Raw genomic sequence first — 15,699 nt, forward strand, 5'->3', positions numbered from 1 at the left:
AGGCGAAGATAATACTGTTTTAATCACAATCAAACTCAACATAAGAGATAAAGATAAAATCACAATTCCAATTGTATTTTAATCTCTTCAAAATATCTAAAATATGATTCCAAAGATAATTTTGATAGTATTTACAGTATTATTTGTCATTTCATTTACTCCAGCATATGCACAACATCATTCAGGTGCTCTTGCACCACCAATCGATTTTGATGGATTAAGAGTGGCATTAATAACAATTCTCACACCAGAAGACTTTACCATTGAGGATGCAAAAAATGCCAATCTATCAATTAGGTTCTTTGACAGCGATACCAATGTAAATGTAAAAAGTGTAACATATAGAATACAGATATTTCAAGATGAGAATCTACTTGCTAATGAATATTTTTTTGATGAAGATGGAAATTTAGAAGTAGAGATTAGACCCACAAAAGGATGCTTAGAACAAAATCTTTGGAAGTGTACAAAATATTATGGTGAAAAGCATGCCATAGCTGGAGCATATTATGCAAGAGGGGAATCTTTACCAATAATCCAAGGACCAGTATTTGATAAGAGTGGACAGTATGAGATCAAAGTCTCCATCGTAGGTGCAACAAACCCAAAAACACTTACTACAAAAGACTTTCTTTTTGAGACTTTTTTACACATTCCACAAAAAGAAACATTTATGATCAAAACAGCAAATGCACAGGAATTTCCAATAGACATCAAATCATATGACAGTACAATTTCTAATTTGAAGTATGAGGACATTACACAAAAAATATCCTACGAAATAGCCCATAGTAAAGATCATGATCAATTACACGGTTACGACAATAAACAAATCATATCACTGAAAAAAGACTTTCCATCTTTTAAACAAGGATATGATGTAGAAATATTTGCAGAAGATGTAAAATTACAACCTAGTTCTTATGAGTTTGATGTGTCATCACCTAATGAAAATATAATAAGAGTGAACATTTCACATGAAGAAATGTTGTTAATTGAAAAGAAACTTGAATCCACAAATAAGAAAGACACAATAAAAATGGAAATCATATCAGGAGGACAAACAAATCTCAACCAACTCAATTTTGTATTTGAAAATGGTTTAAATGCAAATGTATCATGGGACTCTAAATTAAATGCAGGCAAAATACCAATGACATTTTTATTCTTTGATAAAAATAACAATCCAGCAAAAGATATTTTGTTTGCATATAGTGTTACAGACTCTTCTGGAAAGGAAATTTGGTCAAATATAGGTACTGGAAAAACACTTCTGGGCATCTCATCTCCACATGGAGTGACACAAGAATCAATCTTGATTCCAGAAAACGGACAATATCAATTAAAATTAATTTTAACGGGACAAAACTCTAAAAACTTTGAAACATTCTTTACGTCAAAATCAGATTTCAGTATTTCTCAAACAAACACACCAACCAAAAAAGTCACAAGCGTTCCGTCATGGGTAAAAAATAATGCAGGATGGTGGGCAGAAGATATAACAGGCGATAATGAATTTGTCCAGTCAATTCAGTTTTTAATTAAAGAAAAGATAATCAGCATCCCAATAACAGAAGCTAAACAGGTAGGACCTCAAGAGATTCCGTCATGGGTAAAAAATAATGCAGGATGGTGGGCAAAAGGATTGATTTCTGAGAGTGACTTTATCAAAGGAATTGAATTTCTAGCTAGTCAAGGCATCATCAGAGTAGATTAGAAAAATATCCATTCATTAGGAATCAGTAAAATTAGGTTTAAAGCCAATCACTCTCAATTCAAACTAGATTGTTACCAAGAATTGATTCGATAAAACAAATCAGACAGAAAATTGGCATTACACAAAAAAAACTTGCCACTATGACAGGAGTTAGCACATCAATGATAAATCAAATAGAGTCTGGAAGAAGCCAGCCAAGTTATGACACAGCAAAAAAAATTTTTGAGAGTCTAGCAAAATTAGAAGGAGAATCATCATCGCATACAGCGGGGGATTTTTGTAGTAAAGATATTGTAAAACTAAAACCAACAAATACGCTTCATGACGCAATTAAAAAAATGCATCAATTATCAATTAGTCAAATTCCAGTATTTAATAATTCAGATGTAGTGGGAGTGATATCCGAAGATGGAATTGTAAAACACTTGGTAGATTTGGGTGAAGCAGAATTAAAAAAAGCAAAACTTGCAGATACTATGGATCCTGTTCCACCAATAGTAGATTTTGATACACCAGCAAATGTTCTTGTGCCTTTAATTAGATACTCAAAATGTATCCTAGTTTCAAAAAAATCAAAAATTGTAGGAATCATTACAGCTTCCGATACTTTGAAAATGATGGAATAGTCATCAAATCTCAACATATTTCGTAACTAAATGCTTAAGTTTAGAATGTCTACATAAAATTTGTAATTGAGTTTAATCTGTAAAAGATGTAATGGTGAATTTCATACTGAAACAAATAGAAAATCAATCTGCAAAGAATGTGATATTCAATTAGACTTGTTAGATGATGAAGAAAAAGTTAACGAGCAAAGAATCAAAAAACTTGAAGAGCATATGAAAATGGAGATAAAAAATCCAACATCCAAAGAAACTGTGAAGCGAATAGAGCGTAATTTAGAAATAGAATATGAAAAAAGAAACGGAATAAAGAAAACTATAGAATCCAAAGATAAATTCTAAGACTGTTCTTTTGGATGAGAGCAAAGTTCTGCTAGAACACCATGAAGGGATTTTGGATGAATAAAAGTAACCTTGGTTCCTGCAGAACCAGGTCTTATTTTACCTAAGAATTGGATTCCACATCCTTCCATACGTGTTACATCACCTTCAATGTCATCAGTTTCCAATGCCATATGATGTAATCCAGGTCCTTTTTTATCAAGGAATTTTTTGATAGGACTTTCATCGTTTGTAGGTTGCATTAATTCTACTCGCCCATTTTCCAAATGAATTATTGCAACCTTAACGCCTTCAGATTCTACTGTTTCAAATTCTACACTATCTACCCCCAACGCTTGTTGGTATATTTTAGCAGATTCTTCAACATCATTTACTGCAATTGCAATATGATCAATTTTCATTTAAAATACCTCTTTGTAGATGATTTTCTTGACTATTTTAATTTGTGTGTAGATATTGCGTAAAGTAATATCCAATCAAGAAGGCAACTAAGAGATTATTTTGGAATATAGTAACATGAAAAACTAAAAATGAGTTTCAATCAGATAAACGAATTACATCTTGAAGGACAAAAATCCCAAAAATATACTCAATCCGATGAAAATCGTGATTGTTATTATCATGTGTTGTTGAGCTTTTTCTTTTTCGTAAAACTTTCTTGGAGTGACACCGCCGATGAAGAATACAATCATCATTCCCAACACCAATCCAATAATATTTGCTCCAGTAAGAGTTAATGCGTTTGAAAAAACTTCAAAATTCCATAATGCAATCCCAATTCCTGCAACTGTAGCAGGAGGTACTAAAGCTGCAGCTATTGCGACACCAACCAAAATTCCAGGAATGTTTGTAGACAGTGCAATTCCACCTGCCAGACCAAGCGCTATTGCTACTGCTAAAAATACGGGAGAAACGATAGTTCTAGACAATATTTCATCAGTCAAGGGTAAATCTACGAATTGTACAGCAATTCCAGTCAAAATAGCACCAGTTGCAATAACTGAAACAAGTAAAATTAATCCAGAGAACAGGGCCTTGAGCATTTTGTCAGTCTTACCTACTGCAGTGTTAAATGAAAAAGCAGAGATAGGTCCAAGTAAAGGAGATATCAACATTGCGCCAATAACCAAAGAAGCATTATTTGCAAAAAGTCCAGCTACTGCAACGCCAGCAGCTATAACTATCATAAAAAGAAGGTTTTTGTTGAATTTTACATTTGGTTCTATCAGCGACTCATATTCTTCGATTAATTTTTTCTTTTTGACTTTGACTTGTTTTGTTTCAAGTTCTTTTGCATAGTTTGAAAGATAGTCCGATAATGTGGCTTCAATAGCTAAACTCGTCACATACAATTCTTTTCTTCTAGTATCAATAATTTTGTTTAATTCATTTGTTAATCCGTTAGCTAACGAATCAGGACATATACCAATGTAACGAAGAAGTTTTTCATCTTCTGCCATGGTTAATTCAGCATGAAATGGAATTTTATATTTTTTAAAAATAAACACTACACTTTGGCTTTGTTGATCATAGCAAACAATTTCAATTTTTCTCAAATCTACACACTTAGCGATGTATCCCTTTAGATGTATTAATCATTTCGTGAGGATTTAACAACAAAGACATCAAATCATGAATTTAATTAAAAGACTTCTTTTGGACGATACTCACCAAACACTTCTCGGAAGGTATTGCTGATTTCACCAGTAGTAGCAAACGCTTTAGCAGCTGTGACAATGTATGGCATAAGATTTTGCTCAGTATCTGCAGCACTTTTTATGGCAGAGAGTGCTTTTTCCCATTTTTTTGTATCACGTGATGAGCGTAATTCTTTGAGTGCCTTTTTTTGTTGAATTTCAATCCTCCCATCAATTCGTAGTAATTCAGGTTGTTCTTCATCTTCAGAATATTTGTTTACACCTACAATCACTCGTTCACCTTCATCAGTCTCTTTTTTAAGGCGGTATGCATTAGCTCTTATTTCAGATTGGAAAAATCCTTTTTCAATGGCTTTAACAGAGCCACCCATTTTCTGAATTTGTTTAAGGTATTTCCACACACCCTCCTCGATTTGATCACATAGTTCCTCAAGATAATACGAGCCTGCAAGAGGATCAGCAGTTTTTGTGATACCGCTTTCATGTGCCACAATTTGTTGAGTTCTCAGAGCAATTTTTGCAGATTCTTGAGTTGGTAATGCTAATGCCTCATCTCTAGAATTGGTGTGAAGTGATTGAGTGCCACCCGCAACTGCAGCCATTGTCTGAATTGCAACACGAACAATATTGTTATTTGGTTGTTGTGCAGTTAATGACTCACCGCTTGTCTGCGTGTGGAATTTTAGTTGTAATGAACGAGGGTTTTTTGCATGAAACATTTCTTTTAGTATTTTTGCATAAACTTTTCTTGCAACTCTAAACTTTGCTACCTCTTCAAAGAATTCTATAGTACAACAAAAGAAAAAGGATAAACGTGGTGCAAAGTCATCAATTTTCAATCCCTTGTCTAAACAAGTTTGAATGTATGCAATTGCATTTGCTAATGTAAACGCAACTTCTTGTGTAGCAGTACAACCAGCTTCGCGCATGTGATATCCAGATATAGATACTGGATACCAAGATGGCACTTTTTCTGCACAATATTCTATCATATCGCCAATTAATCGCATTGAGGGTTGAGGAGGATAGATGTAAGTATTTCTTGCAATGTATTCTTTTAAAATATCATTTTGAGTAGTTCCACGAAGTTCATGACTTTTGAATCCTTGGGACTCTCCAACTGCAATATAATATGCAAGTAATGTAGATGCAGTAGAATTAATCGTCATTGAAGAACTGACTTTACCAAGAGGAATTCCATCAAAAGCAATCATCATGTCTTTGATAGATGTAATAGATACACCAACTTTTCCTACTTCGCCTTCAGCTTGTGTGGAATCAGAATCATATCCTATTTGAGTAGGTAAATCAAATGCCATACTTAGGCCAGTCTGACCTTTTTCAAGCATGAATTTGAATCGCTCATTTGTTAGTTTTGCATCACCGAATCCAGAATATTGTCTCATAGTCCAAAATCGCTCACGGAACATTTCAGGATGAATTCCTCTAGTAAAGGGGAATTTTCCTGCATCTTCAACGGGTCTTTTTTTAGAAGATTGTTGGTATATTCGCTTTACTGGAAAAGAAGAATCAGTTAAAATTGTCTTTTCAGCAGTCTTGGATTTTGTAGATTTTTTTACAGCCATGATATCACTTGATCAGAGATTTTACAATTTTTTCTGCAGCTTGAAATGGATCAATGTCTTTTGATTGCAATTTTTTAAGATATTTTGAAAATGTTTTATCAGAAACCAACATATCATCAATCTTTTCTTTGATGTTATTTAAAACAATATCTTTGAGTTCAGCCTCTAAACGTTCATGATTTTTATCATTCTTGAATTTCTTTTTTGAAATCATCATATCTTTCAGTGTCTTTGCAAAGACCGTAATTCCAGAGTTGTTTTTTACAGAGGTTTTGAGAATTGTGGGATTTTTCTCAGAATCTCCAATGAAATCACGTACAGCGTCAAAGAGTTGATTTGTTCCGCTAAGATCACTTTTGTTAACAAGATAGATATCACCAATTTCAGTTAAACCAGCTTTAAGTGTTTGAATACTATCACCAGTGTTTGGATTAAAAACTACAACAATAATATCTGCAATGTTTGAAATTTCAACTTCAGTTTGTCCAGCACCAACACTTTCAATAATTATTGGATTAAATCCAGCATACTCTAAAACACGTATGCTGTTTCGCAATGATCTAGATACTGCACCTGTAGCTCCTCTTGAGGCAATACTTCGAATATATGTTCCAGAGTCAGTAGATTCACTCATTCTTACTCTGTCACCCAATATTGCACCACCTGTCACATGACTTGTAGGATCAATTGCCAAGACAGCAGGTTTTGTGCCTAATTTTTTCATCTCCATTGCAGTTTTATTTATCAATGAACTTTTTCCTGCACCAGCAGGTCCAGTTATTCCAATAATGATTGAATGCCCACTGTCTTTGAAAATCTCCTGCAATAGTTTTTTGCTCTCTTTTTGATCATTTTCAACAATAGTGATTGCTTTTGCAATTGCCCCACGTTTTCCTTTTTTTAAATCATTGAACATATCCAAGATATAGTGAATGAGTTAGAGGTGCAATAAAATCTTGTGTTAGATCTACTGTCTCGCATAGATTACAGGTGGTACTGGATCTCCAAGTGGATGAATCTCAGTTTTTATCTGAACATATCCGAATTCATCATGATCAACTTCCAATACAACAGGATGTGTCGCCCAACCGTATTTTGGTTGATATGGAAATTGAACAATTTCGATAAACTCTGAACCAGAAAATGTTTTTTGAAAAGACTCTTCCATTCCTAGAATTTCCAGTACAACAGAATTGGTTTTATCAGAAGTGTCAAAAAAAGAAACTTCAACATAGCCAGAATCATAGTATATTGCTTCTATCTGAAAGGTTTGACGAAGAATGTCTTTATCGTCTGTTGCACCTCCTGTCAAAAAGATAATTGCAAGAACAGTAAACACACCAAGAAATATTGGAGCTCCTAGTTTTTTAGCCATCTTTGAACTCTTTTTGCATGTTTCGAATAAATTTTGAATTGATTCGGATTCGTTCTAGAGTTTGAGATTGAGTACGTTCTGTACCAGGTGTAGGATTCTTTTTGAAGAATGCCTTGATTTCTTTTTCTTTAGAATCATCAACTACAGATGAGATACTAGCAACAATTCTGTTAAAGAGTGGATTGCCATGACCTACCTTATTGTTTATTTTTTTCCAATTTTTCTTCAACCATGGCCACAAAACTGTATCACCGTAAGGATTTGCAGCTACTTTCATTATTGGTAACTGCATATTTTGAGAACGAACATGAGGAGTTTGAGAGAAATCTAATGATTTGAGAAGTAATTTCTTATTCTTGAATCCGCACAGTGCTCCTAGAAATCGAAGTTTTTCTTCCATTGTTTTTGCATTTGTGTATAATTTTGTAAGTTCGGCATGAGTTTTTAAATTTCCATTCCATGCAGCAATAGAACATATTGGTTCTACTAAATCCGGAGAAACAGAATTAGGGGATTTTAGGAATTTTTTGTATCTTTGAATAGCTTCAGTTGTAACTTCTTCATCATTCATTTTACCTAACACGGATATTACAAATCCCCGTAATAATGCATCAGTGTGTTTATCAGATTTTTGAGACTCCCATCCCAAATTAGATAAAAGTTTTCTAAAATAATTTACAGCATAACCGCGAATTTCCTCTGCAAAGGGCTCATCAAATGCACGGAAATACAAAGCAGCTAAATTATGGGCAACGTTGACTGATGCAAGATAACTATCTTCATCAAAGTAAGCATCTGAAAAATCAAGATAATTGCGCACTTGTTCATAGCCTGAAACACAAAGAGAAAACAGATCATTTTGGATAGCCCACCTATCAATTGCAGAGATACGTTTTTCATCCACTAGCATTTTTAAATCAAGTAAAATTCCTTCATCATACTTTACACGATAGAATCCTTTTCGTCCATAATTTGCAACAAAACCTAATGTGTTAGGAGGGAGTTTCATGGACATGGATTTTGTAGTGAATAGTTTTTTAGAAATCTCAGATTCTAATCCTAAAGATAAAGGAATTGCCCACAATCCCTTACTAAATTTATTATCGTATTCTGCCAAGTATCTTTTTTGTTTTAATTTCAGAGTGTTTCCTTCTTGATTAATCTCAACGAGTGGAAATCCAGATTGTTTTAGCCAAGTGTTGACCATTGATGAAACAGGCATGTTGGATGCTTTTCCAATTGCATCCCACAAATTTTGACCCTTTGCATTTTGATATTTGAAATCAGACAAATATTTTTTCAAACCTTTTTGAAAATTTGGCTCACCAACATAATGCTCAAGCATCCGCAGCACACACCCACCCTTATCATAAGATATTGCATCGAAGATTTCCCTAATCTCAGAAGGAGTATTTACTTTAACATCGATTGGATGTGTTGTTTTAAGTGAATCAAGTCCCATTGCCACATTCATTGCATCCTCAACAAACTGATCCCATAAATCCCACTCAGGGTAATACTTGTCAACAAATTTTGTAGCCATAAATGTCGCGAAACTTTCGTTTAACCACAAATCATTCCACCATTTCATAGTAACAAGATTTCCAAACCACTGATGTGCAATCTCATGTGAGATTACTTCTGCAATGAATTGTTTAGTTCTAGTAGAAGATGTTTTAGGATCATAAAGCAAGATAGTTTCTCTAAAGGTTATTGCTCCCCAATTTTCCATTGCGCCAGCTGCAAAGTCAGGAATTGCAATCAAGTCAAGTTTTGGTAACGGATATGCTATCCCAAAATATTTTTCATAAGAAGTGAGAAGCTTTTTTCCTAATTCTAGAGAAAACTTTCCTTTTGATTTATTTCCTTTTGTAGTAATTACACGAATCTGGATGTTACCAGTTTTGCCTGTAAGATATTCAAATTCTCCCACACCAAGATAGATCAAATATGTAGAAACCACAGGAGTGTTTACAAAATGATATATTGTTTTATTGCCAATTTTTTTCTTTGATTTAATTGGCATATTAGAAATTGCAGTGAATTTGTTATCTGCAATGATTGAAATATCAAATGTTGCCTTTGCTTGAGGCTCATCCCAACAAGGAAAGGCACGTCTTGCATCAGCTGCTTCAAATTGTGTAGTTGCGAGATATTTGGTTTTGCCATTTTGAATGTATTTACTACGATAAAATCCTAGCAGTCGATCATTTAGAATTCCTTGAAATTGCAAATCAATGCTAGCCTTGCCTCGTATTTTCTCGCCTAGTTTGATTTCTAGCTCTTCTTTTTTCTCATTTGTTTTAGGTACAGATTTAATTATTTTTCCATTAGATTTTACTTGACATGAAGTAATCTTCAATTCTGCACAATGCATTGTTATGACTGTAGTGGGCTTTTTACAATCTACAGAAATTGTTTCAGTTCCAGAGAATGTGAATTTTTTAAGGTCAGGTTCAAATGTTAGTTGATAGTTAATTGGAATTGTGTCCACATTTGAAGTATTTTGTGTACACTTTAAGTAGATTTTCTATTCAGGTTTTAAATCCATGGATCAGATCTATCATCCCAAGTAATTGCATCTACACCATCTGCAGTTAATGAGTCACTGTTTCGAATAGATGACAATAAACACTCATCAGAGCAATGAGTCATTTCTGAATTTTTCATAAAAACTCCACAGTTTTTACAATACTTTCCCATATCTCAAATGAATTAATGCGAATATTTGCATCAAAATTCCCTCAAAATATCCACATGACTTTATTTATTTTAGAATGAGTTATGATTATCAAATTTGAGAATGAAATCAGCACAGAGATTGAATCATCTTTATATTGAATTTGATCCGGAAAATGATATAATTGGATTCAATCATAAAACGTCAACAACATTCGCCTAAAAAAGAAAAAACCCGTAGTGTAACATATCGATTACCTGTAAAATTAGTCGAAGAGATTGAGACTGAAGCTATGAATAACAACATATCTCACAATGTAATGGCAAGACAAATTTTAGAAAAGTACATTCAGTGGGATAGATTTGCAGATAAGATTGGAATGATTCCAGTCCCAAAAAAAATTCTAGACACGTTGGGAATAGAGATGAGTTCGGCAGAGATCAACGAGATAGTCAACATGATAAAACCCGTAATCAAAGATGCAGTGTTATTTATCAAAGGCAAATATGATTTGAAAAGGTGTATTGAAACATTAGAAGACTATATGCGAGCATCCGGAATGAAGTCAGATCATAGAATTGAAGGAGAATTACATCATTTTATTATTCAACATGAATTGGGGGGCAACTGGTCAATATTTACAGAACAACTATTACAAGAAATATTCAGAGAATTTTTACCGAATTCAGAAATGAAGTGTCAGACAACAGAAACAACAGTCATTGCGACAATTGCATTAGGGACAGATTTTAGTGAACACAATTATTAAGATTTGAGAGTTGTTTCTGCTTTAAGTCCCTTGTAACGATTTCTTATAGTAACTTCAGTAACTCCAGCTGCCTCTGCAAGATCTCGTTGTGTTATAGATACACCATTTTTCACACACGATAAATAAAGTGCCGTTGCAGCAAGCCCCATTGGATCTTTTCCTGCAGATTCTTTACGTTCTTGTGCTTCTTTGAGTACTTTGACTGCATAACGTTTTGTCTTCTCAGATATCTCAAGTTTACTTGAAATTCTTGCAATACATTGAATTGAATCAACAACAGGCATTTTTAATTCCAATTCATGATGTAATAATCTATAACATCTTGCAATATCTTTTCGTTTAACATTTGCAGCATCTGCTACATCTTTCAGAGTTCTTGGAGTTTCAGTATCTCTGCATGCAGCATATAATGATGCAGCAATCATTGCAGAAATAGATCTTCCACGAACCAATTTCTTTTCCAATGCTTTTCTGTAAATGTATGCTGCTTTTTCAAGAACGTTGGCAGGAATCGAAACCTTGTCTTTTAGTTTGTTTAGATCACTAAGAGCCTGTCTCAAATTTCTATCAACAGGGGCATGAACTTGACTTCTACTATCCCAAGTTCTCAGTCTCTCAATAGTGCTTTTCATAGAAGTTGAAAGAGGTTTACCAGAAGCATCTTTGTTTAATGGGTTGATTACAGTGGACAATCCCATATCATGAATCATTAATGATGAAGGAGCACCAGTTCTAGCAGGATCTGCACCACCATCTTTTTGAAATGATCTCCATTCAGGACCAGATTCTTGTGTTTTTTCAGAAATTACATATCCGCATTTTCCGCAAAATTGCTCTCCGGTAACTTCGTCAACTAGTAAAGAATTTTTGCCACAACGTGCACATGTTGGTTTAGAATTTTTATTGAAATTATCCATGGTAGTTTCCTTACAGACGTATCCTGTTTATTGAATTTTTTATCATCAAAGTATAGTTAATTGTATTACTTTCAAACATAATTTTGAAACGTTTCTCAGGTATAAGAAGGGTGAGTATTTCTCAATAGAAAAAGCCAATTTTACAAACTATGCAATAACAGTAATTTCGGGGGTGGACATGCCTCCATACCCAGGATCAATTGTTTGTTTAGGATTTAACGTTGTATCATGATGACATGCTTTGTTGCATACAGGACAGAATTTTCTATCAAGCACAATACATTGACAGATGTGATTTTTAACATAAGCTTGTGCAGCTTGATTCCATTCACCAGTCCCATTACAATACACACAGACATATGAAGAAGAACTAACGCCTTTACAAAAATCACATACATCATCAGTCATATCTTTACGACTCTTAATAGTGGAATCAATATATTTGAAGATATTGAAGATAAGAAAATCAATAAACCTTTTAAAATATCCACAAATACAACTATAATCATGAAGCAGAAAGCAGCATCAAGAAACATCAAAATTTTGGTAGCCAAGTTAGGTCTTGATGGCCACGACAGAGGAGCCCTTGTACTTTGTAGGGCATTCAGAGATGCAGGAATGGAAGTAATCTATTCGGGTCTTTTTGCTACTCCAGATAGAGTTGCACAAATTGCAGAAGATGAAGATGTAGATGCAATTGCAATGAGTTTACTAAATGGGGCACATGGAACACTTTTTCCAAGAGTAGTCAAGACACTAAAAAAGAAAGGAATCAATGACGTTCTAATAGTAGGAGGAGGCGTGATTCCAGAAATAGATCACAAAGATTTGGTTAAAGCGGGAGTAGATCATGTGTTTGGTCCAGGTACACCACTATCTACAATTATTGATCATATCACAACTGGCGTATCCAAATTAAGAAAAATTTAAGAAAAAAAGATTATTCTGTGGAATCAGGCCACATCATTTTACGCATTTCTTTACCAACTTTTTCAATTTGGTGTTCGTCATATACTTTCATGTGTTTATCAAATGCATCTTTACCATTTTTCTGATATTCAGATATCCACTCACTGTTGAAGGTACCGTCTTGAATCATGGTGAGAACTTTTTTCATGTTCGCTTTGTTTGCAGAATCCATAACCATTGGTCCACGTGTTAACCCACCATATCTTGCAGTTTCACTAACACGTCTCCACATTCCATTTATTCCATATCTCTGAATCATATCTACGATGAGTTTGAGCTCATGTAAAACTTCAAAGTATGCAATTTCTGGTTGGTACCCTGCTTCGACAAGAGTTTCAAATGCATTTGTAACCATAGAAGCTGCTCCACCACAAAGGTCAGCTTGTTCACCAAACCAATCAGTTTCTACTTCTTCTTTGAAAGCAGTTTTGATTAATCCAGCTCTTGCACTACCTATAGCTTTTGCAATTCCTAATGTTCTATCCCAAGCTTTTCCTGTAAAATCTTGTTCAACTGCAACAATTGCAGGAGTACCAAAATTATCAAGATAAGTTTCGCGAACTTTGGAACCCGGTCCCTTTGGTGCAACCATGATTAAATCAACGTTGCTTGGTGCTTCAATCCATTTCCAATAGATTGCAGCTGCATGAGAAAATGACAATGCCTTTCCTTCTGAAAGATTTGGTCCGATTTCATCTTTGTATACTTGACCTTGAATCATGTCAGGAATCAATATGTGAACAATGTCACCTTGTTTTGTAGCATCTGCAACAGACATTACTTTGTGACCATCAGATTCTGCCTTTTTCCAGCTGTTACCGCCTTGCTTAAGACCAATAATCACATTTAGACCAGAGTCTTTCATGTTGTTTGCTTGTGCATCACCTTGAATTCCATAACCAATTACAGCAATTGTTTGATCCTTGATTGGATCAAGACTGATTTCGTTATCTTTCCATGTTTTTGCCATGATTTTTGCAGTGATACTGCAAATATTAACTATGATTTAGATTTCAATAATATTATCACATGCACGACACTTTACAGTGACTTTATCACCAGACAATCGGATAAATCTCTTTGAACCGCATTTGGGACAAATGGGGCAGGATCTTACAGGTTCCATGAATAAATAAGTGGAGATTTAGATTTAATTTAGTTTATTGTATTGAACCGCTGCCAAGTATTCTGATTATAGGAGATTCGGGTTTTAAAATTACAGCAATTTGTCCTTTCTTACATACAATTGGTTTTTCAAATGTCAGTTTTAGAGGTGATATTGATGAAAATTTGGCAGCTTTGATTTGCAAACCGACACTAACCAAACATCCTTGATTTTCTGCAATATCATTTTTGTAAAAAGGGCTTTTTTGAAAATCAAGTTCAATTTCAGTTTTAACATCAACTGCACCTTCTGTAGAAATTATATCTCCACGACTCACTTCATCAGGTTTTGCTCCCTTTACTGCTAACCCAACTCTAGCAGGACAAACAGATTCACTCACTGGATCATCATGCATTTGGATGGATTTAATTAAAACATCAATACCCAATGGATACAATTTCAAATTATCATATTGTTTTACTGTGCCGTTTGTTACCTTGCCTAAAATAACAGTTCCAACACCTTTAACATCAAAACAGTGATCAACTACCATCGCAGGAGGATCATTGTTTGTTAATGGTTTTAGTTTATCCATCTCTTCTTTAATTTTTTCGGGTTCAACTTTGAGATATTTTTCAACCACAGTTCCTTTGATCATGGTATCTAATTTTGATTCGTCAACATCAAACGTGTGGGACAATATTCCTTTATCTTTTTTTAGAGAATCAAGTGCTATGATTTGTTCGCCAGTAAATTTATCTAATTTTTCGACATAAAATATGACATATTCAGCCAAATTAATTGCCTGGAATAATGGTTGAATTTTATCTGGGAACCCACTAGGAATTACCCATGTTTTGATAATATCAGATTCTTTTCGATCATAAAGAGAAAGATCAGTAACAGTTCCTTTTTTTCCAAATTCAGACGCAATGTCTTGTTTACCCAAGACTACAAAGTTTACAGATTTTACCAATATTGACTAGATGGAAGTTGGCTCTAAAAACTATACTAGTAAATGCTAACAAGGATATTCAGAAAGATCTTCAGGAATTTCAACAGATTCATCTAGAATGTGTAGATGATATAATATTGCATTCCCATGTGAATTATTAGACATTCGAAGAGTCATGATACTACGTGAACTTGATTTGATATTAAAGAATAATGTATGAATCATACTACACTCAAAGGCATCTAAGAATCTACGAAAACGAATGTAGAACAGCTATATAGCTTGCAAATCGATGATTTTTTGGCTTTACCATTTTTTGAGAATATTTTGAAACTGGCTTTCCAACTGCTCCTTTGAGACCAATCGGTTTTCGAACATATTTTTCATTATCAGCCCAAGATAGAACTTCATCAGTTGGAGCATAATAGTTTAGAATTTTTTTATCAATAATACTATTGATAATTTTTCCATATTTTTTAGAGGATGGTACATCTTCAGTTATAGATGCGCCAAAAAGATACACACTGTCAACAACACCGAAATTTTGTTTCTTTTTTGAGAGATATTCCATAGTACTCAAGATAACTTGAGACCCCAAAGAATGTCCCATTAATCGAATCTTTGTATTAGGACTTGATAATTTGAAATCTTCAATGAATTTTCCCAGATTGCGCCCATTTTTCTTTGCAATAGTTTGGCCTACAGCAAGTGCCCGCTTTGCATGTTTTATTAGATGAGCACCAGTAGTGTTAGAATCATAGCTGAATCCAATTACAGGATGACGATATCCTAGTTTATGTAATTGCTTTTTTGCAAGTAAGACTTTAGCAATAGCTCCTGCATTATCATTTCTCAATCCATGAATCATTATTGTGAGATCATTTGAATCGATCAAATTTTTGAAATCTTTTTTTGGGTACAGATAGTATGAATTAGTTTTGAGAGTTTTTCCAGTAGTAAGATCATAATATCCACGTGTTGAAATTCGTGGGACGGGTTTCAT

Annotated in this window: 17 protein-coding genes; 5 read left to right on the forward strand and 12 right to left on the reverse strand. The window is 34.1% G+C overall.

The window, feature by feature from the left end; genetic code table 11:
- The first annotated feature begins 103 nt into the window (after positions 1-103).
- The 3 genes from WDZ98_RS10610 (at position 104) to WDZ98_RS10620 (ending at position 2,682) form a co-directional block, all read left to right on the forward strand.
- Positions 104-1,717, forward strand: a complete 1,614-nt coding sequence (locus WDZ98_RS10610; RefSeq protein ID WP_368057572.1) for a peptidase — start codon at positions 104-106, stop codon at positions 1,715-1,717.
- A 68-nt stretch (positions 1,718-1,785) separates the two neighbouring features.
- Positions 1,786-2,343, forward strand: coding sequence for a CBS domain-containing protein (locus WDZ98_RS10615; protein WP_368057570.1), 558 nt, complete (start codon positions 1,786-1,788; stop codon positions 2,341-2,343).
- A 66-nt stretch (positions 2,344-2,409) separates the two neighbouring features.
- Complete coding sequence (locus WDZ98_RS10620; protein WP_368057568.1) at positions 2,410-2,682, forward strand: hypothetical protein; 273 nt, start codon at positions 2,410-2,412, stop codon at positions 2,680-2,682.
- On the opposite strand, the gene mce is transcribed toward WDZ98_RS10620, so the two are convergent.
- From mce to WDZ98_RS10655, 7 genes are all read right to left on the reverse strand, one after another.
- Positions 2,679-3,083, reverse strand: coding sequence for a methylmalonyl-CoA epimerase (mce, locus tag WDZ98_RS10625; protein ID WP_368057566.1), 405 nt, complete (start codon positions 3,081-3,083; stop codon positions 2,679-2,681). The genes WDZ98_RS10620 and mce overlap by 4 nt on opposite strands.
- Positions 3,084-3,236: 153 nt before the next feature.
- A complete protein-coding gene (locus WDZ98_RS10630; protein WP_368060992.1) occupies positions 3,237-4,238 on the reverse strand; it encodes a TIGR00341 family protein in 1,002 nt (333 codons plus the stop codon).
- An 86-nt stretch (positions 4,239-4,324) separates the two neighbouring features.
- A complete protein-coding gene (locus WDZ98_RS10635; protein ID WP_368057562.1) occupies positions 4,325-5,926 on the reverse strand; it encodes a methylmalonyl-CoA mutase in 1,602 nt (533 codons plus the stop codon).
- A 4-nt stretch (positions 5,927-5,930) separates the two neighbouring features.
- Positions 5,931-6,851, reverse strand: a complete 921-nt coding sequence (meaB, locus tag WDZ98_RS10640) for a methylmalonyl Co-A mutase-associated GTPase MeaB (RefSeq protein WP_368058412.1) — start codon at positions 6,849-6,851, stop codon at positions 5,931-5,933.
- Between the two features lie 42 nt (positions 6,852-6,893).
- Positions 6,894-7,301 (reverse strand): hypothetical protein, encoded by a 408-nt coding sequence (locus tag WDZ98_RS10645; RefSeq protein ID WP_368057560.1) that lies wholly within the window; start codon positions 7,299-7,301, stop codon positions 6,894-6,896.
- Positions 7,294-9,795, reverse strand: a complete 2,502-nt coding sequence (locus WDZ98_RS10650; RefSeq protein WP_368057558.1) for a M1 family metallopeptidase — start codon at positions 9,793-9,795, stop codon at positions 7,294-7,296. The genes WDZ98_RS10645 and WDZ98_RS10650 overlap by 8 nt, the downstream gene beginning before the upstream one ends.
- Before the next feature lie 47 nt (positions 9,796-9,842).
- Positions 9,843-9,971: a hypothetical protein gene (locus WDZ98_RS10655; protein ID WP_368057556.1), complete on the reverse strand. Its 129-nt coding sequence runs from the start codon at positions 9,969-9,971 to the stop codon at positions 9,843-9,845.
- A 194-nt stretch (positions 9,972-10,165) separates the two neighbouring features.
- Between WDZ98_RS10655 and WDZ98_RS10660 the strand changes: the two genes are divergently transcribed.
- Positions 10,166-10,750, forward strand: coding sequence for a hypothetical protein (locus WDZ98_RS10660; protein WP_368060994.1), 585 nt, complete (start codon positions 10,166-10,168; stop codon positions 10,748-10,750).
- Here the strand turns inward: WDZ98_RS10660 and WDZ98_RS10665 are convergent.
- Both WDZ98_RS10665 and WDZ98_RS10670 read right to left on the reverse strand, forming a co-directional pair.
- Positions 10,747-11,667, reverse strand: coding sequence for a transcription initiation factor IIB family protein (locus WDZ98_RS10665; RefSeq protein ID WP_368057552.1), 921 nt, complete (start codon positions 11,665-11,667; stop codon positions 10,747-10,749). The two genes, WDZ98_RS10660 and WDZ98_RS10665, sit on opposite strands and share 4 nt — an antisense overlap.
- 147 nt (positions 11,668-11,814) lie before the next feature.
- Entirely contained in the window at positions 11,815-12,075 is a 261-nt protein-coding gene (locus WDZ98_RS10670; protein ID WP_368057550.1) for a hypothetical protein, read from the reverse strand.
- A gap of 99 nt (positions 12,076-12,174) precedes the next feature.
- On the opposite strand from WDZ98_RS10670, the gene WDZ98_RS10675 reads away from it, so the two are divergent.
- Positions 12,175-12,597: a cobalamin B12-binding domain-containing protein gene (locus tag WDZ98_RS10675; RefSeq protein WP_368057548.1), complete on the forward strand. Its 423-nt coding sequence runs from the start codon at positions 12,175-12,177 to the stop codon at positions 12,595-12,597.
- A gap of 10 nt (positions 12,598-12,607) precedes the next feature.
- Here WDZ98_RS10675 and ilvC read toward each other — a convergent pair whose 3' ends face one another.
- From ilvC to WDZ98_RS10690, 3 genes are all read right to left on the reverse strand, one after another.
- Complete coding sequence (gene ilvC, locus WDZ98_RS10680) at positions 12,608-13,621, reverse strand: ketol-acid reductoisomerase (RefSeq protein ID WP_368058410.1); 1,014 nt, start codon at positions 13,619-13,621, stop codon at positions 12,608-12,610.
- 175 nt (positions 13,622-13,796) lie between these two features.
- Positions 13,797-14,717, reverse strand: a complete 921-nt coding sequence (locus WDZ98_RS10685; protein ID WP_368057546.1) for an EF-Tu/IF-2/RF-3 family GTPase — start codon at positions 14,715-14,717, stop codon at positions 13,797-13,799.
- Between the two features lie 229 nt (positions 14,718-14,946).
- Positions 14,947-15,699, reverse strand: a complete 753-nt coding sequence (locus WDZ98_RS10690) for a DUF726 domain-containing protein (RefSeq protein ID WP_368057544.1) — start codon at positions 15,697-15,699, stop codon at positions 14,947-14,949.

Origin of the sequence: Candidatus Nitrosopumilus sp. (genome assembly GCF_040878665.1) — an archaeon.
Taxonomy (GTDB): Archaea; Thermoproteota; Nitrososphaeria; order Nitrososphaerales; family Nitrosopumilaceae; genus Nitrosopumilus.